25 protein-coding genes are annotated in these 22,969 nt (G+C 58.9%); 5 read left to right on the top strand and 20 right to left on the bottom strand.

Annotated features, from left to right (window positions below):
* Positions 1-48 precede the first annotated feature (48 nt).
* The 5 genes from L338_RS02405 to L338_RS02425 form a co-directional block, all read right to left on the bottom strand.
* On the bottom strand, positions 49-897 hold the full coding sequence (locus L338_RS02405) for a hypothetical protein (protein ID WP_022696765.1): 849 nt from the start codon (positions 895-897) through the stop codon (positions 49-51).
* A 115-nt stretch (positions 898-1,012) separates the two neighbouring features.
* Entirely contained in the window at positions 1,013-1,474 is a 462-nt protein-coding gene (locus L338_RS02410; RefSeq protein WP_022696766.1) for a DUF6624 domain-containing protein, read from the bottom strand.
* Positions 1,475-1,503: 29 nt separating this feature from the next.
* Entirely contained in the window at positions 1,504-1,968 is a 465-nt protein-coding gene (locus L338_RS02415) for a hypothetical protein (protein ID WP_022696767.1), read from the bottom strand.
* Positions 1,956-2,945: an MvdC/MvdD family ATP grasp protein gene (locus L338_RS17265; protein ID WP_152485791.1), complete on the bottom strand. Its 990-nt coding sequence runs from the start codon at positions 2,943-2,945 to the stop codon at positions 1,956-1,958. The genes L338_RS02415 and L338_RS17265 overlap by 13 nt, the downstream gene beginning before the upstream one ends.
* A gap of 84 nt (positions 2,946-3,029) precedes the next feature.
* Positions 3,030-3,212 (bottom strand): hypothetical protein, encoded by a 183-nt coding sequence (locus L338_RS02425; RefSeq protein ID WP_022696769.1) that lies wholly within the window; start codon positions 3,210-3,212, stop codon positions 3,030-3,032.
* A gap of 338 nt (positions 3,213-3,550) precedes the next feature.
* Between L338_RS02425 and L338_RS16245 the strand changes: the two genes are divergently transcribed.
* The gene (locus tag L338_RS16245) at positions 3,551-4,990 is read left to right on the top strand and encodes an esterase/lipase family protein (protein WP_022696770.1); all 1,440 of its coding nucleotides are present in this window, start codon (positions 3,551-3,553) and stop codon (positions 4,988-4,990) included.
* Positions 4,991-5,006: 16 nt separating this feature from the next.
* On the opposite strand, the gene L338_RS02435 is transcribed toward L338_RS16245, so the two are convergent.
* The 11 genes from L338_RS02435 to L338_RS02485 all read right to left on the bottom strand — a co-directional run bounded on the left by L338_RS02435 (position 5,007) and on the right by L338_RS02485 (position 17,304).
* Positions 5,007-5,675: a hypothetical protein gene (locus L338_RS02435; protein WP_022696771.1), complete on the bottom strand. Its 669-nt coding sequence runs from the start codon at positions 5,673-5,675 to the stop codon at positions 5,007-5,009.
* A gap of 11 nt (positions 5,676-5,686) precedes the next feature.
* Complete coding sequence (locus L338_RS02440; RefSeq protein ID WP_022696772.1) at positions 5,687-6,769, bottom strand: DNA/RNA non-specific endonuclease; 1,083 nt, start codon at positions 6,767-6,769, stop codon at positions 5,687-5,689.
* 1 nt (position 6,770) lies between these two features.
* Positions 6,771-7,106: a hypothetical protein gene (locus tag L338_RS17270; RefSeq protein ID WP_022696773.1), complete on the bottom strand. Its 336-nt coding sequence runs from the start codon at positions 7,104-7,106 to the stop codon at positions 6,771-6,773.
* An 18-nt stretch (positions 7,107-7,124) separates the two neighbouring features.
* The gene (locus L338_RS02450) at positions 7,125-8,027 is read right to left on the bottom strand and encodes a hypothetical protein (protein ID WP_152485792.1); all 903 of its coding nucleotides are present in this window, start codon (positions 8,025-8,027) and stop codon (positions 7,125-7,127) included.
* A gap of 209 nt (positions 8,028-8,236) precedes the next feature.
* On the bottom strand, positions 8,237-10,897 hold the full coding sequence (locus tag L338_RS02455) for an endonuclease/exonuclease/phosphatase family protein (protein WP_022696775.1): 2,661 nt from the start codon (positions 10,895-10,897) through the stop codon (positions 8,237-8,239).
* A complete protein-coding gene (locus L338_RS02460; RefSeq protein ID WP_022696776.1) occupies positions 10,894-11,679 on the bottom strand; it encodes a hypothetical protein in 786 nt (261 codons plus the stop codon). Before L338_RS02460 ends, L338_RS02455 begins: the two co-directional genes overlap by 4 nt.
* Before the next feature lie 41 nt (positions 11,680-11,720).
* Positions 11,721-13,502, bottom strand: coding sequence for a Hint domain-containing protein (locus L338_RS02465; RefSeq protein ID WP_022696777.1), 1,782 nt, complete (start codon positions 13,500-13,502; stop codon positions 11,721-11,723).
* Positions 13,503-13,991: 489 nt separating this feature from the next.
* Complete coding sequence (locus tag L338_RS02470; protein ID WP_022696778.1) at positions 13,992-14,390, bottom strand: helix-turn-helix domain-containing protein; 399 nt, start codon at positions 14,388-14,390, stop codon at positions 13,992-13,994.
* 58 nt (positions 14,391-14,448) lie between these two features.
* Complete coding sequence (locus L338_RS02475; RefSeq protein ID WP_022696779.1) at positions 14,449-14,856, bottom strand: hypothetical protein; 408 nt, start codon at positions 14,854-14,856, stop codon at positions 14,449-14,451.
* Positions 14,843-16,879, bottom strand: coding sequence for a hypothetical protein (locus L338_RS02480; RefSeq protein WP_022696780.1), 2,037 nt, complete (start codon positions 16,877-16,879; stop codon positions 14,843-14,845). The genes L338_RS02475 and L338_RS02480 overlap by 14 nt, the downstream gene beginning before the upstream one ends.
* Positions 16,876-17,304: a hypothetical protein gene (locus tag L338_RS02485; protein WP_022696781.1), complete on the bottom strand. Its 429-nt coding sequence runs from the start codon at positions 17,302-17,304 to the stop codon at positions 16,876-16,878. The genes L338_RS02480 and L338_RS02485 overlap by 4 nt, the downstream gene beginning before the upstream one ends.
* A 235-nt stretch (positions 17,305-17,539) precedes the next feature.
* Between L338_RS02485 and L338_RS16890 the strand changes: the two genes are divergently transcribed.
* The gene (locus L338_RS16890) at positions 17,540-18,019 is read left to right on the top strand and encodes an SH3 domain-containing protein (protein WP_022696782.1); all 480 of its coding nucleotides are present in this window, start codon (positions 17,540-17,542) and stop codon (positions 18,017-18,019) included.
* A gap of 257 nt (positions 18,020-18,276) precedes the next feature.
* Positions 18,277-18,666 carry a Ros/MucR family transcriptional regulator gene (locus L338_RS02495; RefSeq protein WP_027068212.1) on the top strand — a complete coding sequence of 130 codons (390 nt, stop codon included), beginning with the start codon at positions 18,277-18,279 and terminating at the stop codon, positions 18,664-18,666.
* A gap of 39 nt (positions 18,667-18,705) precedes the next feature.
* Here the strand turns inward: L338_RS02495 and L338_RS02500 are convergent, their stop codons facing one another.
* Positions 18,706-19,356 (bottom strand): hypothetical protein, encoded by a 651-nt coding sequence (locus L338_RS02500; protein WP_022696783.1) that lies wholly within the window; start codon positions 19,354-19,356, stop codon positions 18,706-18,708.
* 151 nt (positions 19,357-19,507) lie between these two features.
* A complete protein-coding gene (locus L338_RS17275; protein ID WP_152485794.1) occupies positions 19,508-20,029 on the bottom strand; it encodes a hypothetical protein in 522 nt (173 codons plus the stop codon).
* Positions 20,030-20,137: 108 nt separating this feature from the next.
* On the opposite strand from L338_RS17275, the gene L338_RS02505 reads away from it, so the two are divergent.
* Both L338_RS02505 and L338_RS17280 read left to right on the top strand, forming a co-directional pair.
* Positions 20,138-20,617: a GreA/GreB family elongation factor gene (locus L338_RS02505; RefSeq protein WP_022696784.1), complete on the top strand. Its 480-nt coding sequence runs from the start codon at positions 20,138-20,140 to the stop codon at positions 20,615-20,617.
* Between the two features lie 12 nt (positions 20,618-20,629).
* Positions 20,630-21,865: a class I SAM-dependent methyltransferase gene (locus L338_RS17280; RefSeq protein ID WP_152485795.1), complete on the top strand. Its 1,236-nt coding sequence runs from the start codon at positions 20,630-20,632 to the stop codon at positions 21,863-21,865.
* Between the two features lie 27 nt (positions 21,866-21,892).
* On the opposite strand, the gene L338_RS18180 is transcribed toward L338_RS17280, so the two are convergent.
* On the bottom strand, positions 21,893-22,492 hold the full coding sequence (locus L338_RS18180; RefSeq protein ID WP_206740776.1) for a tyrosine-type recombinase/integrase: 600 nt from the start codon (positions 22,490-22,492) through the stop codon (positions 21,893-21,895).
* Between the two features lie 101 nt (positions 22,493-22,593).
* Entirely contained in the window at positions 22,594-22,929 is a 336-nt protein-coding gene (locus tag L338_RS02515; protein ID WP_027068213.1) for a DUF3768 domain-containing protein, read from the bottom strand.
* Between the last annotated feature and the right edge of the window lie 40 nt (positions 22,930-22,969).

Here is a 22,969-nt window from a genome sequence, read left to right on the forward strand (position 1 = left end):
AGACTCGCATGGCTGATGATTCGAAGGTTTGTTCTAGTTTTTAAAAGACTAATCGCATGAATTGATGGGCTGACTATGCCGAATCGTAAAATCGACATACATTGAGCACGATTTGGATTTATCATCGCCGTCCCAATGAGTGATCTTCATATTCTTGTTGTCCATAACCGTTCTTGACACAGAGCAAGCCGCCATCTTGTCCACCAGCCCTCTAATGGGTATCTGGTCGATGCTCACAACGCGCGCGCGTTCGTCGCGCGACACCAATTCAGCGACCCAGGCTTTGTCAATTTTATACCCGTCCGAACCTTCGGCATGCCCTTTGTAAACGTGAGCATGTCCGACATGGGCAAATATTTTGAGTTCTGGGTTATTCTCCAAATACAATAACAAATTTTGTGCGGCCGTAAATTCTCTTTGATTATTGATTTGAGGCCTAAGTCCGTAGTTTTTTAAATACAACTCAGGATGACGATATTCTTTAGGCGTCTCATATGGCAACAAGCGCCAGTTTAATGTTTTAGCCGCCTTAATTAATAGATCAAAATTCGGATAAGTTGTATAAAATCCCATAAGCGGAAGCGTCGGATCCTCTTGGAGAAGCGCCGGGTTTGGCGTTGAAAAAGTTTCAGCCGCCAAGACCGAGAAGTCCGCCCTGTCGAGACTCCTTATAAAACACGATGATATGAGGCGGGTATATGGATCATTATGATCTTCGTTCAGGAACACGACGTTGGCGTCCGTTTGCTTAATCTCTCGGAGTATCGGCGCGATTTGAGCATCAAAAGAATGGGATTCCGTCTGGTCGACAGCCCTTGTTTCTCCGATTAGCATCGCCCAACCGCCGGCCCCGATTAGCAGAACGCCGATTGCGATGAGAAATGGGTTTCGTAGCATTTAAAGTCTCGCTGCCCTCCATAAGTACGAATCAGATTACTTTAGGGCGTAGTTCTTTGAAGACTCATCATCCTCAAACCGCGAATGCAAGCTCACCTCTAGAACCTCGCGCTGATTAGCATTGAGCTTCCTCGTCCATTGATTTTTCATGCAAGGCGCTGGAAAGGCCGATCTCTCGCCGCCTCTGCGCAAGCAGGGAGGGAGTTTCGAGCGGGGCGAGAACCAAGCGTCCCTGAGCGCACTCCATTTGCGTGCCGAACCGTTGCTTCCCTGTTTTTTTCAGCGCCACTCGATCCGCCAGATACGCATAGTGCCGAGGCGCTACCTCCTTGATGGCGAGCAAGGGTTTGATCGTACGCAGCACGGCCTCCTGCAACTCAAGGTCTGAATGCTGTGCGACCAGCCAAGCGTCATGCGCGGCTTGCGCCCCGTGCGTGGAAATAAGCGGCCATCCATTCAATTTAATAATTTCGCGAAGCTCGTGCGCGTTCTGTTTGTCAATAGCGCAAAGTTGAACGCTCCATGCGTTTGCCAAAAACTGCTTCTCGTATCCTTGTGCCGACAATATTTGCGACATCGGGGTCCGCCAGATTTCATCTCGAAGAGCTAGGATGCGTAATTTTTTTCTATTCCTTTTAGACCATTTGAATCGAGCGCTTCGATGTCGGCGCGCTCAAGGCGTCGGGTTTGGTCCAGAAGATCCCGGGCCCGCTCGGCTGCGGCGGAATAGGCGTTTGCGTCCGGCGCCAGTTTGGCGTTGATCAATCCGAGGCTAATCGCGCCAAATTCGCATCCAAGTTCGTCCAAACCGAGCCGCCTGCTGGACCGCTTATATTTTTCCGGAACGAGGGATTGCGCATGATTGTCTAACGCGCCGAGCGCCTCCCAGGCGGCGGATTGATCTTCGGCGAACCTTATTGCGCCATAATCAAATGTTTGCGGATCGAGCTTCCCTGAAAGTAACGCTTCAGTCCGCTCTCGAACATCGCCCTCAATAGCCGCAGCGGCGCTTACGATCCAAATGAATGTGAGCGCACAGCCTGTCATGGCGTGTAAGGTCAGGCGGACCATAGGTTATTCCTCTCCGCCAGGGCCCCTGATTCTAGGCGGCGGGCGACACTCTTGGAAATCGGCTGACGCGTCTCATGCTCAAGCCAAAGCCACTGTCCCTCAGGATTGCATTCAAAAAATATAGCGTGGCCTTCGCGATTTATTGCGAGATCAAAGGCCCCGAAAGACAGGCCGAATGCGCGCATATATAGCAATAGCTTATGCCGCAGATCCTCTTCAATCTCATAAGTCTCGTAGGAGACTGTATTGACAGACCGGCGCCAGTCGGTTGCCGCGCCGGAGCATGTTTGAGAGTTTATTCTGATTGCAAATATTTCTTCGCCAATCACGTTGACGCGCAATTCGAATTCCTTTTCGACTTTTTCCTGATAGATCGCGGGACAAAAGCGGACCGCGTCAGGTTCCGCCTGGACGACTTTGAGACTGGCTTCAGCCAGACCCAAATGGATGCCGTCAATTTCGGCGTCAGGAGTCCGCGCGGACAAGCGTTTGATAATGAACGTGTCTTCTTTCCGGGCAAACCGAATAACGGACTCAGGCGCGTTGGAAACAATGGTTTTCGGGATTTTAAATCCGCACGCGCACGCAATTTGTAGCTGGAACGGCTTATACGAAGCCCGCTGGCTCAATCCCGGATCATTATGTGAAGGCCGATCGGACAGATGGTGCCTGAGCGCCCAGAGAAGATTTGCCCATTCGTGCCGCCAGAAACTTCTCTGAGCTTCGCTTAGGCCTGTTAGCGAATTGTCAGGCGCCATAGCCGGCCATTTCAAGCGCCACCAAATTCCAGAAATTGTATCAGCGCGCACCAATTTACCCTGGATCGACAATCGACGTTCGCAGGGGAGATATGTGACTTCACTAAATTTGTGACAGTCTAAAATGATCGGCCGACGCTTCAGCGCAGACGCAACCGCCTTCACATGGGGATCTGCGTTTTGCCCAATTATGAGAACGGCGCTCGCCTGTTGGGCCACAAGACTGCCTTCTATTTCGAATTACCGCCGCCGAAGAGGCGAAGAGAGAACCCCGCCTTTTCGGCGGCGGCGTCAGGCCAACGCTCAGTCGTAAATTGCTCCCTCGAGCCACATCCTCCCAAGCTCGTCCGACCAGCAGAAGGTTGGTTCATAGGTTGGATACTGGCCCGGTGGATCATCGTGGCTCGCGCCCGAGACGCGCGCGACTTCATCCTCGGAAAGCTCAACCGGATTCGCCTCAAGCGCGGCTTCAAGAATTGAACGCATTTTTTCCTCCCGATAAACGCCCTTTTGGGCAGTGACTTTTTACGCTCAACTCAAACGGGAAACAATCTTAAATCGTAAAAAAGCGACTCGGTTTCGATCGAACCCTCCTCTTAAACCAAGAGAAAGCTTTTGTTCACTTGTGATTTCCGCCCATAGCCCAACTTAGAGCGCTTGCGGAGGCGCTATTTGTAATTGTATAAAATTATTCATGAAGCGTGGTTGGAGTCACACGAAACGCGCCGCGCCGCTCGGAGAATGTGTGCCGGCCAGCGTCCTCCCGATTTGAACAAACACTTAGCGACATCGCGATTGCTTTCAAACGACAGGAGTTACATTGAATGCCCGCCGAAATCGCCATCATTCACGGTTGGAGCGACAGCTCGAAATCATTTGGCGCGCTCAAGGCGTTTCTTGAAGAAAACGGATATGAGACCACTCAAATCTGGCTCGGCGACTATGTGTCGCTGGATGACGACGTGAGGATTGAAGACGTCGCTAAGCGCATGCAGTCGGTTGTCTTGGAGCTCATTGACGCGGGCAAGCTCGCGGCGCCTTTTGATTTGGTCGTGCACAGCACCGGCGGGCTTGTCGCGCGGGAATGGATCAGCCGCTACTATCCGGACGGCGCGGGTTGTCCGGCCAAGCGCCTCATCATGCTCGCTCCGGCCAATTTCGGATCGCGGCTTGCCTCGCTCGGGAAAAGCATGATCGGACGCATCTTCAAGGGCTGGAACAATTGGTTTCAGACCGGCGAAGAGATGCTGAAGGCCCTGGAGCTCGCCTCGCCCTACCAGTGGTCTCTGACGCGCCGCGACCTGCTCGATCCAAGCGGATCCAGCGCCGCCTCAGGACCCTACGGCCACGGAAAAGTGTGGCCGTTCGTGATCACCGGATCGCGCTCATATTCCTCGGGCCTGCGTCAGATGGTGAATGAAAACGGATCGGACGGGACCGTGCGCGCCGCGGCCGCCAATCTCAACACGAACGGCGTCACCATTGATTTCTCGTCCGACCATGAAAATCCGACGCTCGCACCATGGTCGTCCCGCCTAGGGGCGGCCCGCATCCCTTACGCCATTCTCCCTGACCGCGATCATAGCCTCATAATAAAGCCCGCCGAGTCATTGTCTCCGCCCGAGGCGGCCGTGACGGATTCGCTGGGTGAATTGATCCTGGACGCTTTGAGATGCGAGAATGATCAAGCCTATAGCGCGCTTCATGAAAGCTGGTTGGAGGCGAACGAGCGCGTCGCGGCGCTTGCCGATGCGCCGGAGCGGATTGAGGCGCTGTTCCCGGACGCGCAGCCGGAGAGCGAGGCCTACCATCAATATATGCAGTTCATCGTCTATGCCCGTGACGATCACGGCCAGCCGGTCGATGATTATTTTCTTGAATTCTTCGCGCCTAAGCCCGGCGGAGATCGGAATTCCGTTTATTTTCACAGTCGCGTTCTCGAGCACGTCCACACAAACACGGTTGATGCAAGCTATCGCTGCTTCTTCCTAGACCGCTCCGATCTTATCACCGGCTTTTACGGCAAGTCCCGAAAGGCGGAGTATAAACGCCTGGCGATGGGCGTTTCGGCCGCAGAAGTCGGGCCAAACGTGCGGTATTTTGACAAGACGCGGGAGGGGGCCCGCGGTCACGTGCTCCTGCATGACGCCGATCAAGAAGAACGCGCGCAGCTTGAGGCGCGGTTGCACCGAAACAGCACGCACTTGATCGAGCTCATTCTGCCGCGTCAGCCAACAGACAAAGTGTTCCGTCTGTCGGTCTAGGAACCGCCCGCTTGCCTCATTTTGGCCGGGTCTCGCCTTCCGTCGCGTCGGAGGGCTCGATGCGGTCGCCGATCATCGAGATCATATTGTGCAGCGCGCTGGCGCCTCCGGTCACCAAGCTGACCGTCAAGACGATATCCACGAAATTCAAGACGCCCCACTGCCAGCCGCTGAGCGCTTCGTATTGCACGTCGAGCAGCGGCGTGAGCGCCCGAACGCCGGCGAGCGCTGTAAGGGTTCCCAGAATCGTGGAAAACGCGATCGTGAGAATGCGGGTCGCGGTGCGGTAACGGGTTAGATCGTCCTTTGCGGCCTCGAGCTGCTCCTGAGCCTCGGAGCGTTCGGTCTCCTGCACTTGCGCCAAAGCCGCCTCCAACGAGGCGATGCGGCGTTCGGCGATGGTGCGGCGCACGGTGCGCGTATTCTTGATAAACACCTCGTTCGCGCGCTCGATGAAGAGCGCGACCAGTAAGAGGGCGGTCAGGGTTTCAAACGCGGCCTCAAGCGTATTCGGAACGAACAGCAGGGTGAGCGGCCCAATCGGCGCGCTGCCAGTCAGCTGGTCGCTTTGCGCCAGCGCAATCCCTACAAGGGCAAGAGAGACGGCGAAGGAAATCCGAAGATACCACCAATACCGGCCGAGCCTGTCGTTGGCGAGTGGCCAGTCAAGCCGTGGAGTTGTCATGCCAAGTCCTTTCACTGTGCGGCGCCGCAAGAGGCGGCCTCAATCTCCGACTCGATGTCGTCCGGCAGAGCGGCGAAAAGATCGACACCCATCAGGCTTTCAATCTCGTCGACGGCGTACTGGTAATCCTTGTAGCTTCCCATGCGCTGGGGGATGTTCGCCATGATGAACCCGCAAGCGCGCCAGATCCCATCGTCATCGGTGAGTATGGCTTTGAACGTGTGACTTGGAATCGCGACCCGCGCGCTCATGAAGCGGTCAGGCGGGATCTCCGCCTGCGATGGATCGACAAATCGGCAGGATTGGGGAGCCAGCGCGGCGAAGCAAGCGGAATCCATGGGAAGGAACAACGCGCCCGTCACGACCCAGGCGTGCGCGCCTGCATGCACGCGCTTCCGGACAAAGGCCTCAAGCCGCGACCAGGCGCCGGAGTTGACGCTGCCGGTCTGAGGGACGGCGTTGGTAAAGACGTGCGTCGCGTCGACCGCGCGCTGGGTCCGCGTAAACGCCTCCGCAGGGGCCATGTGGCCTCTATGGAAACCGGAGCCGATATAATCCGCGTCGCGCGCCTGATCGCTCGCTTCAACGCGGTCATCCGGACGCCAGCGGGACTGGCTCCGGTCGCCGACCCCGTCCATCCGCGCCGGCGTCAGGCGATATGAGACCCAAACCGGAATTCGGCGCTCGGCATCGAAACAAATGATAAAGAGGTCATCTTCCAGCAACCGGCGGACGCCGGGCTCGCACGCCGCCTGCAGCAGCGCCTCCCGGTCGATCCCGCCAGGCTGCGCCTCGGCGACGGAACCCGCGTAATCCGCCAGAATCCAAGCCTCCGCTTCGCCGATACGAATGCGCAGCCAGTGTCCGTTGTCCGCCGCCTCGACGATAACCGCCTCGATGCCATCCGCCGCGTATCCAAACCAGCTTGATCGCGCGTCCCGATGAAGGGTAACGCCGCGTCCGCTTTCCGCCTCAAGTCTCACCGCATCGCCGGGCTCGAGGGACTGGGCGTTGGCACCGGACCAAAAGACAAGCGTCGCGCCGATAAGCAAGCCGATCGCCGCAATCCGCCTTATCTGCGCCGAGGCCGCCATCTTACAGCGCCGCCTTCCGCACCAAGGATTCGACAGAACCCACGGCTTCCGAGATAGTCCGGACGAGTTCGGCGGCGGACTCGGCCGCTTCGCGCGCTTGAACGACGGCGTCATTCGCCCGTTTGGCCGCCGAGTACGCGTTTTCGACCTCCTGGCCGTTGCGTTCGAGAATTGCCCGGCCGGCGCGCAAATATACAGCCTCCGCGCGGTCCTTGTTTCGGATAACGCGGCGCACCTCAGCTTGGCTGGAAGCGCGTTTCAGATCGCGTTCAAAATTCTCCTGAGTGTCGCGATAACATCGTTGCGTTTCCCGAAAGCGATCCTCATGCGAACTCATTCTGGACTCCCTTCAAGCTTAGTGAGCGAGCTCTTCCGCCGCAGGCCGCTCTGAAAGCGCGGCGTCGATATCCTCTGCGGCTCCAGCGAGCTCCGCCAGCGCCGCTTCCACAGAGTCAAAATCAGAGGTTGAAAGCGAATCGAAGCGGCGATGCGCTTCAGACAGATTTTCAAGCGCGCGAGCAGCAGCAGCATACGCTTGCACAGCGCTCGTCGCGCGCAATTCGGCCCGGGCGATCGCTAGCGCCTCAACCGCGCGCGCCAGCGCCGGCTCGTCTGAAAGAGTCCGCTCGCTGTCCGCAACGAGGTCCGTGCCCAAATCTTCGAGAAGCGGCATCAGAACGTCGGAGCGGCTGTTCAACCCGGCCTCGATCAGGAGAATGCGCATTTCACTCTCGCGTTTGCTCCAGTCACCCATAAAGGCGGTAAACACGATTTCTTCGCGCTCCAGCGCCGCGCTCATTATCTTCGTCGCCCCGCCGATCAGCTCGTTTGCAGCCCGCAAACGCTCTTTTTGACGCCGCCGCGCCCACAATCCGCCGGCGCGGGGGAGGACCGCGAACGCCGCGCTCAGAGGCACGCTGGCGACCGCAGCGTAGGCGTTGGCGGATGTGGATAGCTCGCCCAGCGCCGTCTCAAGGTCTGATTCGGCGTCATACTCGGCTTCCATGCGAAACGCGCCGTACGCGCTGTTGAGCTCCTGCAATGCTTTTGTGCGTAGCTTTATGAGCTGCACGAATTTGAGCCTCTCCTCCAGAAGCTCCGGAGAGTCAGTGACAGGCTGACAGAAATCCGGCCTTATCCTGCAAGTCTTTGCTGTTGTGAGGAACGCGTTCACTTCGGATTGTCGCAGCGCCGCAGTGGACAGCATCTGGAGGTTTTGTTGAACGGCGGCAGTTGTTTGTTCGCCTGTTCGCGCCAACAGAAGCGCGTCATCTCGCGGAGGCGAAGCGCAAGCGGTCAAGATGAGCCCGTTTAGAAACAGGACAATCCACGCGCGAGGCAACATTATTAAACGGGCCTTCTTCCTAATATTGGCGACCTACAACCTGGGACGCCAAGGTTACAACTTATACAAGACCTTAATTCATTGCTCGAATCTTGTTTAACGTCTTGGCCGCAAGACCAATCTCAGAACCCGCAGGCCAGGGCTCCGGTCAGGTTTGCGCCGGCGGCGACGACGGCGCCCGCCAGGAAGCCGGTTCCCAGCGTGAAAAAGCCTGATCCCGCGCCCACCGCCAAGGCCGTTCCGGCCGTCGCCTCGACCGCCACCCAGCACTGGGTGGCGTTGTTTGACGTCACCTGAGCGCCCTGGAAGTCGTGGGTGTCCGCCACCGCGGTGACGTGGGCGCTGTTTTCCGAGGTCATCGCGCCGCCATAGCTCAGCGCGCCGCCGCTGATGCATTGCGTGACATTGTCGCTCGACCAGTCGTTCAGGAAGGCCACGTCATACTGGTAGAGGCCGGACGGGTTGCTGCGCTCATTATGATAGGAATCGTCATCCAGCATGCGGAACCCGGTCTGGGCGTCCGGCGTGATCAGCGCTTCAAAATCCGCCTTTCCAAGCTCCGGGCCGCAAGCATAGCGCGATGACGCGGCGCGGGTGGCCTCGTCATAGTCATCATTATCGGAAAGCTGAACGCTCAGGGCGCGCTCCAGATATTCCTTGTATTCGGACACCGCCGGGTCGCCATTGGCGTTAGGTCCCAGCACGTCATGGCCGGCGACGCTGAAATAGTCCGTCATGTCGCCGATGTCGCGGGTGTCTATGGGATCATTGACCCCGAGCTTGCCGTCGCCGTCCAGATCGAACACCAGATTGAAGCTGTTCCCGTAATAGTTGGAGAACAGGAAGCCGAGATTGCAAGCCTGCTGAAACTCATCGTCCTTGCTGGAGGACGCGTTCTGGCAGGGATCGTCGTCATACCCGGTGTCGTCGGGCGAGGCGGGCGGATCGCCCTCTCCGGCGAAGGCCGGATCGAACACCGAGGCCGGCGGGGCCTGGTAGTTGATGCTGGCGTTCATCAATTGCGCCGGCCGGGGCCAGGCGCTGAAGAAGGTCTCGCCGTCGGAATTGGTCGTAAAGGACTGTTTGCGGTCGGCGTCGGTGAGCTGCGCGGTCTGGATCGTCCCGGCTTCGGCCAGCTGGATCGGGATTGAATAGGCGGCCAGATCGATCCGCGCCGCGCGCGCCGCCGCCCAGGAATGATAGCCGCCCTGATCGAGCAGCCGATCGCTGACGATATAGGCGTCCGCGGTCAGATTGGCCGGCAGATTCTTGGCCAGCGCATAGACATTATAGGCCTGGCTGAGATCGAAGACGTCCCGCAGCACCATATTGTCGCCGAGCGTGACAAGGTCGTTATGGCCGGTCTCCGATTGCGTCACCAGAATATCGGCCTGCGTCCCGTAATTGGCGAAATCGCCGTCTTTCAGCGAAAACGCGCCATCGCCATTGGCGTCGAAGACGAACACGTAGGCGCCGGCCTCCGGGGCGCTCCACGACACTGTCTGGTTGAGATCGCCGTCGGCGTCGGTGGTCACCGCCGTCGGCGCGCCGCGCACGTCGGTCAGGGGATAGGTGAAATTGGATTTGTAATTGCGCGCCGTCGAATAGGCGGTGATGTAGAATTGCGCCGAACTGGCCGAGGGCAGGAGCTGGGTCCCGGTGGAATGGACGTCGTCGGTTTCCTTGAACTTGCGGCGCTTATTGGCCTGGGTCACGGGAGCCGAGGCCGAGGCGGTTATGACCGGCGCCGCCTTGATCTGGGTCTGGCCGAGCTGGACCCAGACGAGATAGTGGTCAGAGACGCGTTTGCCGTCGAGGCGCGTGGCGTTGCCGAAATGGTCGTAATCCACGCCATGCAGCCGGTAATAGGCGTTCAGCGCGTCGTTCAACAGGATCCGGTCATAGCCGCAGGCCGTGCCCACCGCGGTGTTGGTGCGTTGCCCGTAATTGATGTGCCAGTTCCAGCCCGCGGCGAAATCCTGTCCGCGGAACCCGACCGGATAGGAGGCGCAATCGGCGTTCAGATCGCCGATCAGCATCTTATTGGCCCCGGCGGCCAGATTCTGCTCGATCGCGCGCAGCTCGTAATGCACCGAGCTCGCGTTGGACGCGCCGGCCACCGTGCCCGGCGGGCGCGCCTGCGCCGAATGGCCGTAAGCGGGCTTGGTGTGATTGGTGTAGATGTCGAACGCCACCGGCGCAAAAGTCGGATCGTTCGGCGTATAGGTGACCGTGGCGATGATGGGCGGACGCATCCACACATTGGCGGCGGGCTGCATCGTGCCGTTGGCGGCGAGATAATTGACGCCGGTCGTCGAATAATCGGTGAGCGGGGCGATGGCGATCGTCCCCGTGGCGTTGGCCGGCGGCGCGCAGACCACGTAGCGCTCCTGCCGGCCGACCCGGCCCGACGGCGCGCTGACATGATTGCAGGCAAAGCCCGCGGGAAGATAATTACTCAGATGGGCGGTGACCGATGCGCCGGTCTGCAGCACTTCCTGAAACACGACGATGTCATACCCGCCGGCGATCGTGCCCATGCGGGTCAGCAGATTGACGCGGTCGCCGCCCGCCGGAAAGGTCGCCTTGCTCATGGAGAGATTCATGAGGTTCCAGGACGCCACGTTCAGGGCCCAGGAGTGATAGGTGACCCCATTGGCCGCGGCCGTTTCGGCCTCCGACATCAGGGGGCCGGCGGCGGGCGGGGGCGCGTCCGCGCCGTGCCCGCAGGCGGCCAGCGCCGCGGCGCTGGCGAAGGCGGCGGCGATGCGTCGGGGGCTCATTGGTCGCTCTGCAGGTTGGTCTGATAGGTATAGGGACCGAGGCCGGCCACGCCGATGCTGCCCCGGGCGGGCTCCACCACAAGCGGCGGGCCGTCGGCGCGCACCGCCTTGACCTCCCAGTCGAAGCGTTGCGCGGAGTTTCCGTTTTCCGAAACGACGGTGAAGGCGCCGTCGACGATCCGGGCGCCGTCCCGGGTCTGCACCGCCAGACGGTCGAACCCGTCAATATTGGTCAGCTGGATCGTTTGATCGCCGTCGCGCGTCAGCGCCTCGAAATAGGGCGGCAACGCGATCCGCGCCGCGCCGTCCTCCAGCTGCGCGCTGCCGCGATAATAGACCGCGCCCTCGGGACCCTCGAGCGAGGCGTGAACCAGATGGCGCTCCTGATCCAGCGGATGGTCAATGATGAAGGTCTTGAAAACGGACTGCGTGGGATCGACCGGATTGATGGCGTGGATCTGGATATCGCTCTGCGCCGAGCCGGTGCCGCCATAGACCAGAACGAACGGACGCTGGCCGTACCGCACGTCAAACCCGTTTATGACCGCTGAGGCGCCGAACTGGCCGTCCAGCCCGCCGCCCTTGATCAGCCCCTCGGTCAGGGAATCTCCGGCGACATGAAGGGTCTCTTGCGGGTCGCTGGTGCCCACGCCCATCTCGCCTTCCTGGTCGACGACAAATCCCTTGATCGCGGTGTCCGCCTCCTGGGCGGCCGCGGCGGCGGCGCCAAGGCCAAGCGCTGCCCCGGCAATGATCGGCAAAGCCTGTGAGGAAAATCGCATGTCACGCTCCTTTATTCCTGGATGGCCGGCGGCCGGGGGACTCAGCGGTTTGCGCGGTCTTCCAGATGACTGGCGTAGTCGGTCTCAAAGCCCTCGGGCAGAAGGCCCTGGACGCGCGCCGGCGCGGCCTGTTTGGCGGCGGCCAGCTTTTGCTGGGCGTCATGCCCGCCGACGAGGAACCCGTTGGCGTAGAACGAGCCGGTCTCGGGGTGCAGCGCGGCGGCGGAGCGGTCGAGCATGAGATTATAGACCGGCCCGTCATACTCGATTTCGGCGGCGGCGCTCACGCTCACCGGACCGTTTTGCGAGAGAATCCGGTCGCCCGGCTGCAAATCCTCGGCGGCGCGCCACGAGCCGTCCGCCATGACGAACGGGTGCATCGCGGACGCCTCGATTTTCAGGCCCTCGCCCGCTTCAATGACATAAAGGGTCGCCTCGTCGCCCTCGACCGTGCCGACGATATGGGCCTCAACGCCGCCCATGGAGATGACCCGCTCGCCCTCGCCGGCGAACTCTGAAATGGGCCGGTGACCATTGCCCCCGGCCAGCGCGATCAGCGTGTCGGGATGCAGGCAGCCCGCCACAAGCCGCAGCATCGGGGTCGCCAGGGAGCCGGCGGTCGGGCCGAGGAAATGCGGCACCGTGGTGCCGGCCTGGGACAATTGCGAGGCGACGATGGTGTTGTCGCTATCGGCGTCATTCTCGACCTGAAGGGTCAGCGCAAACTGCACGCTGGTCCCGTCGCCCCCGCAAATCAGGTCGGACGCGCCGCCAAAGTCCAGATCGTCGAAATTCCACGACAGGGTCTTGGTCGCGGCGTTATAGGCCACCTGCTCCTGGGAGAAGAAATTCGACCCGCTGATGGACGGCGCCAGCCGGCAATTGCCGCCCTGGACGGTGTTGATCAGCGACACCGATCCGGTGCCCACCAGATCGCCCGCGCCGTCGGTCTTGGGCGTCTGGGCGGGCTTGTAGGTGACCGAGCCCTCCATGTTCACCAGCACGTCGGTGTTGGAGTAGGTCCCATAGTCGCACACGCCCGGATTGGCGTTGGCGTTCACCGAACGGCTGGTACAGACCAGCGCGGTCTCAAGCGAGTCGTTCTGGGCGTGAACGATGATCGGATCCGATATCGACTGAACCTGCGGATAGTCGATCGTATCGAGCGTCAGCGCGGAGATCTGCGAGATATAGCGCTGGTTGGTCGCGTCATAGAAGGTCGCGGAAAACGCCCCCGTAAAAGCCTGATCGGCGGTTGTCACGGCGTGATTGACGGGAAAATACTGACCCGACCCGAAGGACGAGGTGGTGGCGCAATCGCCGATCGGATTGTTGTTCAGGTCGTAGAAACAAAGGCTGGTATAGGCGATCTGCAGCGTGCGGGACGGATCGTCCGCCGCCGCCTCCATGCTGGCGGCCGCCGAACCCTGATAATTGGACGCCGTGTTGGTGGGATAAAGCGCCAGCATCTGGGTGGCGATGTCGGTGTAAACCAGATCGTCGGAGACCTGCACGGTTTCGGGATAGGTCACGCCCTGTTCGGCGTGGACGCCTTGCTGGGCGTCGATGAGCGCGTGCAGCCCCGGATAGCGGTCCGCGGCGAGGCCGGCGCGCTCATAATGGCGTTTCAGGAACCGGACATTGCGGGGGTCGCTGTGATCCAGCGTCACGGTTTCGCCGTCCGCGGCCTGCGCCAGCACGTACGCCGCGGCGGCGCGGTCCGCTTCATCCCAGACGGGCGCGTCCGCCGATTCGGGCTGCGCCTGCGCGCCCCCCGCCATGCACGCCCCGGCCAAGCCGGCCAGCCCCATCATCCTGAACATCGTGACGCCCCCTATTTCTATTTGTAATTGTGTATTAGCAGAAAATTATCGTCTTAGGAATAGACCGTCCTTGATATGACATTCCGGCGCGCAAAGGGGAGGCGGCGCTCGATATGGCTGGATTCTGGATAAGGCTGGGCTTGATCTGCGTTCTGCCCTGGAGCGCCGCGGCCAAGAGCAATGCTCCGAGCCCCGGCGGCGCGCCAGAATGCGAGACGGCGGTTGTTATGAGCCGGGGCGTGGATCCGGCGACGCTGGGCGCCCGCGCCATGACCTGGGAGAGGGAGGCTGCGGCAAGAACCGCCGGCGATCAGAACGGGAGGGACGCCTGCCCGTGCCTTGAGGGCGAAGAGGCGGGCAAAGCCTCATGCGGCGCGCAATTCGCCTATTCGACGCAAGACGGGTTTGAGCCTCTCTGCGGCGCGCCTCCGCGTAGCAACGCCGGACCGGCCAAACGGACTGAGAAAAAGCTGGGCCGGGCAAACCCGGTCAGACGTCTTCCCGACGCAGATTTGAAATCATCGCGATAATCTGATCGCGGACCCGGTCGTCGCATTCATCAAGATTGTGCAGCATCTTCGACACAGTGCGGGCCTGCAAATTCTTGAACGACTCAAGCGGCGCGTCGGCCTCATCGGCGTCCGCCGCATTATCGGCCGGATAAAAATAGGTGATCGGCTTGCCGACGACCTGCGCTATTTCATAAAGCCGCTGCGCGGCCACGCGGTTCGCGCCGCTTTCATATTTCTGGACCTGCTGAAAACTGACATTGAGCCGGTCGCCCAGCTCCGACTGGGACAGGCCGCAGAGCTGACGCGCCAGCCGCACCCGGGCTCCGATCAGCGCGTCCAGCTCCGTGGTTGATCGCGGCTTATTTTTTTCTGTCATGGCCTGTCTTGTCGCCTGTCATTCTTAAGATATGGGCAAAAAGACAGAGCGATTCAAATTAATCCCGGTCGCCATTATCAGCGGACGGGTCGGTGGTGGCGAGTTCGCCGGTTGCGATGTTCTCCAGGACCAGCTGGTAAAAATGCGGATAATAGGAGCCGCAATGATCGGTCATGACCACCGTCTTGCGCGCGTCATCGCCGAACGCGACCTCGAAATCGCTGTCTTCCGGGAACACCGACACGCCCGGCCAGGTCCGGCCGGCCAGCTGGAACTCATAGAACCGCCAGCCCTCGGGCGCGATAAAGATGAAGTCGGTGGGGTAGTCGGCGCTCAGATTGCCGTGTTTCAGTCCGAAATGGACGGCATGGGCCGCAACGGTCCCGCCTTCGCGGAGCTCGAGCTTGGGGTATATGCGGACATCAACCCGGCGCGTGTCGCGCGGTGCGTCGTCAGAGTTCGCCATCGTCTATCTCCCTGTTGCTGGCGCGGCCGGCCGTGGCCGGTTGAGACTCGCGCTCCCAGAACGCGAGGAAATCGGGCCGCTGATAATCCGATTCTATCAGCGCATTCTTCAGGGCGCGGGCGCGATCGCGCTCGCCCAGCCGCCACCGGATCCGCGCCAGGAGGTCCTGTCCGGCGCGGCTGGACACCGCCTCGGCCCCGTCCAGACGGCGCGCCGCCTCCCGGTAGGCGCGCATCGCCTCATCGCGCTGTCCCATCGAGGCGAGAATTTCGCCCTGGATAAAATAGGCTTCCGCGGCGAGCGGCCTGGCCGAGGCGCGGCCGGACTCGACCGCAAGATCGGCCGACCCCGCCGCGCTCGCGATATCGGCGCGCGCCGCCTCCAGGGCGCCGGAGGCCTGCGCGATCTGCGCGGAGATAAGCTGCAGTTCGGCGCGCGTGACATGCCGGTCGTCATCGGCGCCTTGCGGATCCTTTCCGGCGAGGACGCGGCGCGCCTGATCGGCCAGAAGTTTCGCCCTCACGGCCTCGCCGGCCCACAGCGCCAGCCGGGCGCGTTCGTGAAGCGCCTGCATATAGAGCCGCCGGAACCGGGCGTTATCGGGCCGCGCGTCCATCAGCGCCTCCAGACCGTCCAGCGCTTCTTCCAGGGCGGCGTTCGCGCGCTCCACGTTCCCGGCCTCAGCGAGCAGGCTCGCCTGGGCGCGAAGGCTGTTGGCGAGCCGCCTCTGAACGAAGGCGTCATCGGGGCGCCCGGCCAGTTCGGCGCGATGGATTCCGGTTTCCGTCCGGCGCGCGTCCAGAGCGTCTTGCGCGCGCCCGAGCGCGGTCAGGGCGTCGGCGCGCCAGGCATGGGCGTTGGCGACGTCCTCTGCGCTCGCCGCGCCGGCGTCCACCGGGCCCGAGCGGAAGGCGTCAATCGCCGCCTCGAACCGGGTCAGCGCCTGTTCGGGCCGCCCCTTCTCCAGGGCGACGAGGCCCAGATTGACATCGGCGTGAGCGGCTTCAGCCTGATAAAGCGCGTTGTCCGGCGCGCTCTGGGCGAGGCCTGAGATCAGGCTGGCGTATTCCGTGAACCCCGCGTCGGCCGAAGCGAGGTCGCCCCGCCGGAACGCGCTGTTGGCCAGCCAGAACGCCGATTGCGCATGATCGAAGCGGCGGTCCGGGTCGGCCGGCTGGCGTTCGAGCAGTTTCTCCGTCGTGCGGTAGGCGAGCGCAAACGCGTCCCTCGCGGCGCCGGGATCGCCCGCGACGTCTTCGGTCTCCGCGACCAGCCGCCAGAGCTCGGCCCGCCGCGCCAGGGCCGCGTCATCCAGACGGTCCAGATTTTCGCCGCCGAGCGCGGCCATCGCGTCTTCCGCAACGCTTAAGAGCGCGGTCTGGCGCGCCGCATCCGGCAAACGCTCCGTCATGCCGGTCATCAGCGCCGTGGCGAACGCATCGGCTTCCCGGGCCTCGCTCTGCGCCGTTTTCAGGGCCTGGCCCAGCCATGCGCCGGTACCGGCCCAGCCAATGACCGCCACGGCCGCAGCGATGGCGGCCAGGCGCGGCCAGGCCGCGGCAAAGGAACGGTCCGCCGCGCGGACCGGGCCGGCACGCGCGGGATCGACGCCCGCCCACGCCGCCGCGCGAGCGACCAGATCGTCCGGAATTTCGCCCTCCGGCCCGATGACGCCCAGAGCATCGGGAGGATTGACCGGCCGCAGGAATCCGTCCTCGCCGCGTTCGGCCGTGAGAATGGGCGGGATCGCTCCTTCCGGTTCTGCGGCGCTGGAGATCCGCGCCAGCCGCAAGCGCGCGCGGCGCGCCGGCCTGGCAAGGGCGCTCAGGGTGCGGCTGAATTCAAGATCCTCCGCCGCGTCCTCCGTACACAGGATCAGGAATAATCCGTCTTCCTCAGAAGCCCGGGCGTCTTCCGCCAGCGCGGCGGACACGCCGCCGCGGCGGAGCGCCGCCCGAAGGCGTTCGGCCAGCGCGCCGTCTGACGCCGCCGAAAGAATCTGGACTGGGGTCTGAGCGGTCATGATTGGCGGCGCCTTCCTCGTTCGCCCGGTTCTGCGTCTGACCGGGTTTCTCCGGCATCGGTCTCTGTCTGCACGGCGAGTCTTCCGGCGATATCCAACAGCTCCTGCTGCAGGCCGGCCCGCTCCTTTGCGGAGAGCTGGGCGGCGTAATAGAGCAGCTCGGCATAGGCGATTTCGAGTTCTTCAAATCCGCCGGGCGAGGTCACCAGGAAGCTGGAAAAGGGCACGCGCAAGACACGGGATATCTCGATCAGCTCGCTGAAGAGCGGCTCGCCGCCCTCATAGAGTTCGGCGAGCCGGAGCGGGCCCAGGATTTCAAGCAATTCCTGCTCGGCGGCAAGGCCGCGATAGGCCACCAGAAACGCGAACGATTCCGAGAATCTCTGTTGCGCCGACTGCACCAGGCCAAGGGAGGGGCGATTCATCGAGCTGTCGGGCCGCGCTTCTGCTGATTCGATTAGAGATTGTCACACAGGAATCCTTCCCGCCAAGAGAGGATGTCGCCTCAGGGTTTGCTTGAGCAAGGAACGCGCGGCCTTCCGCGTTGCGGGGGCCTTCGGGTCAATGCCTCAAACATATCTCGCTAAACGTGTATTATTTACGTTATATATAATAAAAGTTATACCGCCAAGCCGACTTTCAGTCGGAAAGGGGAGGCCCATGTCTTTCATTCGAACGTTCGCGCTCATCATAACGCTCGCGATGTGCGCCGGATGGGCCGCCGTGCAGGAGGCGTATGTCATTGGCGACGGATTGCGGTTGCGCGAAGCCCCCAGCCAAGAGGCGGGCGTGATCGCGCGCCTCGAAAGAGGCGAGACCGTTACGGTGAAAGAGCGGCGGGACGGCTGGGCGCATGTCGCCGCGGGATATTCTCAGACGGGCTGGGTGGCGGAGCGATTTATCGGCGACCGCGCCGCGCTCGATGCGCAACTTTCGGATTCCGAAATCCGTTCTCTTTTAATCGCCCGGAGCAAGCGGGGTTATTCCGGCTCTTGTCCCTGTCCGAACAATTATGACCGCGGCGGCCGGCGGTGCGGCGGACGCAGCGCCTATTCGCGTCCTGGCGGCGCTTCGCCGCTTTGTTACCCTTCGGACGTCAGCGCCGCCGCCATTCAAGCTTACCGGAACGGCCTCCGCTGATCCGAGTCTGGGAGGGGCGCGCTTCAGGACACTTCTCCGGCGCATATGAAGCCGCCGCTTTTATCTCGCCCGGAAGTACAGCCCGCTGGCGCCTCAGGGCGGCGAGCCGGGCGGGCCGGACGCGGGCACTGGTTTTATCCAGGAAGAAGACCCCTTTGCCAGTTTGCCTGATCGGGCTTTCGCAATCATACTGGCGACATATTTGTCCGCATTTTGTGGGTGCCGCCTGACGATTGTCCCTGGAGTTTTGTTCCCTCATGCCAAGCGATCCATCCGAAACGCTCAACGCCGCCGCGGCGATTGTTACGGCCTATGTCAGCCGCAACGTCCTTCCAGCCTCAGAACTGCCAGACCTAATCGGCAGCGTGAGCGCGGCGCTGGACCAGCTTGGCGGCGTAGAGCCCGAACCAGCCCCGGAACCGGCCGTCCCGCTCAAGAAGGCGCTCAAGCCGGACGCCATAACCTGTCTGGATTGCGGGGAGAGCTTCACCTCGCTCAAACGCCATCTGCGAACCCGTCACGACCTGACCCCGGATGAGTATCGTCAGAAGTGGGGACTGGCCTCCGACTATCCTATGGCGGCCCCGGAATATTCCCGGCGACGGTCTCAGTTGGCGTATGAGTCGGGACTTGGACGGAAGCGCTAAGTCAGGCTTTCACAAACGAGTAAGCCCTCCTATCAGCCATCAGGGGGCTGCCTGGGTCGCCTCAATGTCATCCCGGTCTCTGGGTAGATATGACACGCGAAGGTCGCCCACGGACAGATCAGCGAGCCGGTCCATGAGCGCGCGACCGGCCACTTCTTCCACCTCGCCGGGATTAAAATTGTAGCCGCCCAACGGGACGCCGGCGAGCAGATACGAACTCCAAATCTCTGTGTTACTCGAGCGGTCATAGAGGAATACGCCATAGCGATATGTCATGGTCGCTTTGGCAAAGGTGAAAAAACCGGACGCCTTGGTTTCGGTCCCAAGCTCCACCATTCCCAGGACAAGGTCGGATCCGCTGGCCTCGGCCAGACCGCGCATGGCGACAATCCGTTCGGCCTGGGTCATGGTCTCAAGGTCCGCCGCCCCATAGGCGCTTCCCAGCAACCGCCCGGAGCTTGCCGGCGGCGTGACATTCGCCAAACCGATCTGGCCGGGCGCGCGTTCAGCCGCCAAGGCAAGCGAGCGCATGGGCGACGGCCAGAACGCCAAACTATCTGCGGAAGCGATCTCACGCTGGACGTTCTCGGTCAGGTAGTCGTTTTCGAACGCGACCTCCACATCCCCGCCGGACTGACTTTTATACATCTTGTAGGAGATGAACGTTGCGGCGCCGAACTGAGCAGCCATAAGGGCGACTGGAAGAGCCGCGACACATCCCGAAACTCCAAACGATGCCGCTATTAGAACCGCAGCGGCTGCGGCTGTCTTAACCTGGCGCATGACCCCACCACCCGTTGAACACTATAGTGCATAATGTTCGACGGCCTGGAGAATTATATCATGTAATTTCTGATATAATTCTAATCAACTCACTCCTTGTTTCCTCCTTATCCCCCCGGAGAACATAATCCGTTCTAGTTATACGTGCTTTTATATTACGCAGCCGCCCCAGTGTTAGCACTCGGTCTAATTGATACCCCACCCTCTTGTGCTGCGTGTCTAAGTTATGCATATTGTCTAAACCCACAGTTATTATTTTTATATTATTTTTAGCTATTATTTGTTCTAAGTCATCCATCATTTCTGGATCAAATGTTACCACTCCACATTTATTATCACTTATCTTGTGTATTTCACTTTTAAGAACACCATAAACACCCGTGCTTCTTTTAATTCCCCAAGCTACGTCTATCTCTTCGGGCGGACTCCTTAGATAAAGGTACTCATCTTTCTCTCCAAGCCGCCTTTTTCGCGTTGTAAAGGACTGCAGACAAACAACCTTCGGATGGTTCTGTAGACTGGCCATTGCAGTTGATTTTCCAGCCCCCTGTGGCCCCAAAATGAAGATCACTGTCTTCATCAAAACCTATCCTCATGCTTCCTTTTTTGCTTATCGCCCTATAGGGGCAACCATTTATACATTTATTGCCTTCTGTTATAAACGAGGTAAAATGATATTGACGAAATTATGGCGAAGAAATTTGTAACCACTAATGGAATGAACCTCTTGAACCAAAAGCTTCAAGAGACACTGGCTGCCGCTCGCAAGGTAAGCAAAGAAGTGGGTGAGGCTGCGGGATCTAGCTATGACTGGCACGATAATTTTGAGTACGAGGATGCTCAACGGAGACTAGCCCAAGTTGATAGACAGATAGCAGACCTAAAAGATATCTTGGCTGAATGTCAGATTATTGAACCAGAAAATCAGTCTGAGCGCATACAAATCGGAAATATTGTATCTATTGCGATTGATGATGATGAAAAAAAGCTAACCTTAGTTGGGCACGGGGAAAGTGCTCCACAATTAGGTTTGCTGGCCTACGATACGCCATTGGGTGCCGCCCTGGTTGGGAGAGAGGTCGGTGACACGTTTGAGGTGATGATTGGTCGTAATAACCGGGAAATAGAAATCCTTCGAATCTTCCCGCCGCCTGAGTCCACTAATTAGGGAGGTGTTCAAGTGACTATCACCGAAAGGGCGGCAGGGTTGTCCCGCGTGCTGGATTTGATTTTTTCGACCAAGCAAGCCCATGCCCGAAATATGATCGAGATTTATCGCTCAATATATAATTTACCTATTTTGGAGGCGCAGTTTAATATCAATGAAGAATTATTGGCCAAATTTTCTGAATGGGAGGTTTTCGTAACCGTAGCGGTTTTTGATGATGCAGGCAGAATTTTAGTTTTTCTAGAACCGTCAGAGCAGGGACAAACGTATCTTGCCGACGAGCCCCGTATACTCGGAAAGCAAGTTAACAAAGTTGATACATTCTCTCTTGAGGAGGTGGCAAATGAAACTGTGAAGCAAAATTGTGATGTAAGTATTTCTGAACTTATTCCATTGGCTGTCGTAAAAAATAAATTTGTTTCAGGCACTTTGTCGCACACCCATTGGGGTGTAGCATTTGCTTCTAGCTTAGATGGTGATTTTAAGAATCCTCGTAAATTGGAGCATGCCTTTCTGGAAGATCCACCCGATGTAATGGTGTATCAGAACAAAAGTATTTTTTTATTAGCTCGCGACGCAATAAGTAGACGTCGCTTTTTCCCGGATCCGGAAGAGGTGAGAGCCCACGATCGCCCATTTTACGTTCGGGCCCTGCATTCTTTTGTTAAAAGAGTAACTTACCCTTTTGGTTCGGGGCGTATACGGCAAAAAATGAAGGGCGACGTTATTGGTGCAAAATCTATCATTGATGTGTCAGTTGGAGATGATCATTTCATCTTGGACATATGTCAGGAGTACGAGCCCGATCTTGTGGTTGCCAATGACATATCTTGGATGCAAATGCAGAGCCTCATGCAGAAAGCCTCAAAATTGAAATACTATATGTTATTTAGCAATCACAATATAGCGCATATGCCTTTTGATTTTAAATTTGATGTAGCATTATTCAAGAACACTTTACACCATATTGATAGTAAGGATGAAATGAGTGCGATACTAAGATCGCTTGAAAATTTAGCACATAAATTAATTATTGTTGATATCGAAGAACCCAGTCGAACGTTGAGGGGTCGTTTTTTCAACTGGTACTATGAAAGATTCTATGGGGATGCTGGACACAGTCATAATTTTTTGACCCAGGCCCGTTTTAGAAACCTCATTAGTTATTACTTTGAAAGGAAGGATATCACGTTTGAAACCATTGAAACCATTCGCGGCCGGTATTTAATGGCAAAAATAACCGGTTAACAGGGCTTGGCTTGGGCAGTCTGCGGTCTACCAAAGGCGCGTTGCTAGTTTACGCTCCTCGGGCCCGATAGCCTCTGCATAGATCGCTGTTGTCTCAAGACTTGAATGCCCTAGCCACCTTTGCAACAAATTTAACGGGACCCCCCTTTGGGTGGCTACGATCGCAAGACCATGTCGAAGCCCTTTAGGGCACGCATGAGGACCCACAACTTCAGCTGTCGCCATCACCCGCTTGATATGCATCCAGCCGGTACCCCGGCACCAAGGCCAAAGACGGTAATCTGCCACTTGATAACTGAGTTTATGCGTATGGGATATATCCTTCAAAAGCTGGGGCGGCACTGGAACTGACCTGTACATGTCCGCACGACGCTTCTTAAGCGACCTGAACACGATTACTCTTTCTTCTATGTCGACTCTCCCGGCACATAATTCTAGAGCCTCCGAAATACGGCATCCCGTGAATGCGATCGTAAGGCAGAACGTTCGTACTGAGGGAAGCTCTTTTTGCGCGGCTATGATGAAGCGATCCCGCTCTGCTGGGGTAACATATTTGCGCCATCCTTTTGGATCTCTAAGCATCAGCTTACCAGTTTTGGAAATTGTTGATTGACAATTATTACGCATTTATAAACATTATGCACTATAGTGTTCAAAACGCCTATTTTACTTCTTGTTTCTTTCTGTTTTTGCAAGAAAGCCGCCCCAGCTGTGCCAGGGCGGCAAATTTAGTATTCGTGCGCCATCATGATCGTGAGCACGCGCTTGGTGACAACGGGATCTGAAGGGTCATTTGATCCGCCGTCGAGCGTTCGATTGTAGTAGTCGATCTTCCAGAACACTCGGTGGCCATCGATATCGATCGCCCCGAAATCGTGCTCTCCATAGGGGTCGTTGTCTTCTGAAAACTTATCGAACCTCCGCATCGCATCGACTACGCGGAAGATGAAATCATCTCCCATGTCCTGAACGCCTCGCGTGATCAGCATGTGCCCGCCTAATCCCGTTTGGCGGAATTGGTCATTCAGTTGCCGGATTAAGGTGCGTTTTGCCTCATCTGTCATGTCGGCCTCCTCAGCGATGACCGACACCCTGGATCAGGTG

The organism is Euryhalocaulis caribicus, from assembly GCF_000412185.1.
Classification (GTDB): domain Bacteria; phylum Pseudomonadota; class Alphaproteobacteria; order Caulobacterales; family Maricaulaceae; genus Euryhalocaulis; species Euryhalocaulis caribicus.

What these genes read in the sequence shown, in the direction of transcription:
- L338_RS02405 (WP_022696765.1), bottom strand. Translation starts at nt 897, where the DNA reads ATGCTACGAAACCCATTTCTCATCGCAATCGGCGTTCTGCTAATCGGG.
- L338_RS02410 (WP_022696766.1), bottom strand. Translation starts at nt 1,474, where the DNA reads ATGTCGCAAATATTGTCGGCACAAGGATACGAGAAGCAGTTTTTGGCA.
- L338_RS02415 (WP_022696767.1), bottom strand. Translation starts at nt 1,968, where the DNA reads ATGGTCCGCCTGACCTTACACGCCATGACAGGCTGTGCGCTCACATTC.
- L338_RS02425 (WP_022696769.1), bottom strand. Translation starts at nt 3,212, where the DNA reads ATGCGTTCAATTCTTGAAGCCGCGCTTGAGGCGAATCCGGTTGAGCTT.
- L338_RS16245 (WP_022696770.1), top strand. Translation starts at nt 3,551, where the DNA reads ATGCCCGCCGAAATCGCCATCATTCACGGTTGGAGCGACAGCTCGAAA.
- L338_RS02435 (WP_022696771.1), bottom strand. Translation starts at nt 5,675, where the DNA reads ATGACAACTCCACGGCTTGACTGGCCACTCGCCAACGACAGGCTCGGC.
- L338_RS02440 (WP_022696772.1), bottom strand. Translation starts at nt 6,769, where the DNA reads ATGGCGGCCTCGGCGCAGATAAGGCGGATTGCGGCGATCGGCTTGCTT.
- L338_RS17270 (WP_022696773.1), bottom strand. Translation starts at nt 7,106, where the DNA reads ATGAGTTCGCATGAGGATCGCTTTCGGGAAACGCAACGATGTTATCGC.
- L338_RS02455 (WP_022696775.1), bottom strand. Translation starts at nt 10,897, where the DNA reads ATGAGCCCCCGACGCATCGCCGCCGCCTTCGCCAGCGCCGCGGCGCTG.
- L338_RS02460 (WP_022696776.1), bottom strand. Translation starts at nt 11,679, where the DNA reads ATGCGATTTTCCTCACAGGCTTTGCCGATCATTGCCGGGGCAGCGCTT.
- L338_RS02465 (WP_022696777.1), bottom strand. Translation starts at nt 13,502, where the DNA reads ATGTTCAGGATGATGGGGCTGGCCGGCTTGGCCGGGGCGTGCATGGCG.
- L338_RS02470 (WP_022696778.1), bottom strand. Translation starts at nt 14,390, where the DNA reads ATGACAGAAAAAAATAAGCCGCGATCAACCACGGAGCTGGACGCGCTG.
- L338_RS02475 (WP_022696779.1), bottom strand. Translation starts at nt 14,856, where the DNA reads ATGGCGAACTCTGACGACGCACCGCGCGACACGCGCCGGGTTGATGTC.
- L338_RS02480 (WP_022696780.1), bottom strand. Translation starts at nt 16,879, where the DNA reads ATGACCGCTCAGACCCCAGTCCAGATTCTTTCGGCGGCGTCAGACGGC.
- L338_RS02485 (WP_022696781.1), bottom strand. Translation starts at nt 17,304, where the DNA reads ATGAATCGCCCCTCCCTTGGCCTGGTGCAGTCGGCGCAACAGAGATTC.
- L338_RS16890 (WP_022696782.1), top strand. Translation starts at nt 17,540, where the DNA reads ATGTCTTTCATTCGAACGTTCGCGCTCATCATAACGCTCGCGATGTGC.
- L338_RS02495 (WP_027068212.1), top strand. Translation starts at nt 18,277, where the DNA reads ATGCCAAGCGATCCATCCGAAACGCTCAACGCCGCCGCGGCGATTGTT.
- L338_RS02500 (WP_022696783.1), bottom strand. Translation starts at nt 19,356, where the DNA reads ATGGCTGCTCAGTTCGGCGCCGCAACGTTCATCTCCTACAAGATGTAT.
- L338_RS17275 (WP_152485794.1), bottom strand. Translation starts at nt 20,029, where the DNA reads ATGAAGACAGTGATCTTCATTTTGGGGCCACAGGGGGCTGGAAAATCA.
- L338_RS02505 (WP_022696784.1), top strand. Translation starts at nt 20,138, where the DNA reads ATGGCGAAGAAATTTGTAACCACTAATGGAATGAACCTCTTGAACCAA.
- L338_RS18180 (WP_206740776.1), bottom strand. Translation starts at nt 22,492, where the DNA reads ATGCGTAATAATTGTCAATCAACAATTTCCAAAACTGGTAAGCTGATG.
- L338_RS02515 (WP_027068213.1), bottom strand. Translation starts at nt 22,929, where the DNA reads ATGACAGATGAGGCAAAACGCACCTTAATCCGGCAACTGAATGACCAA.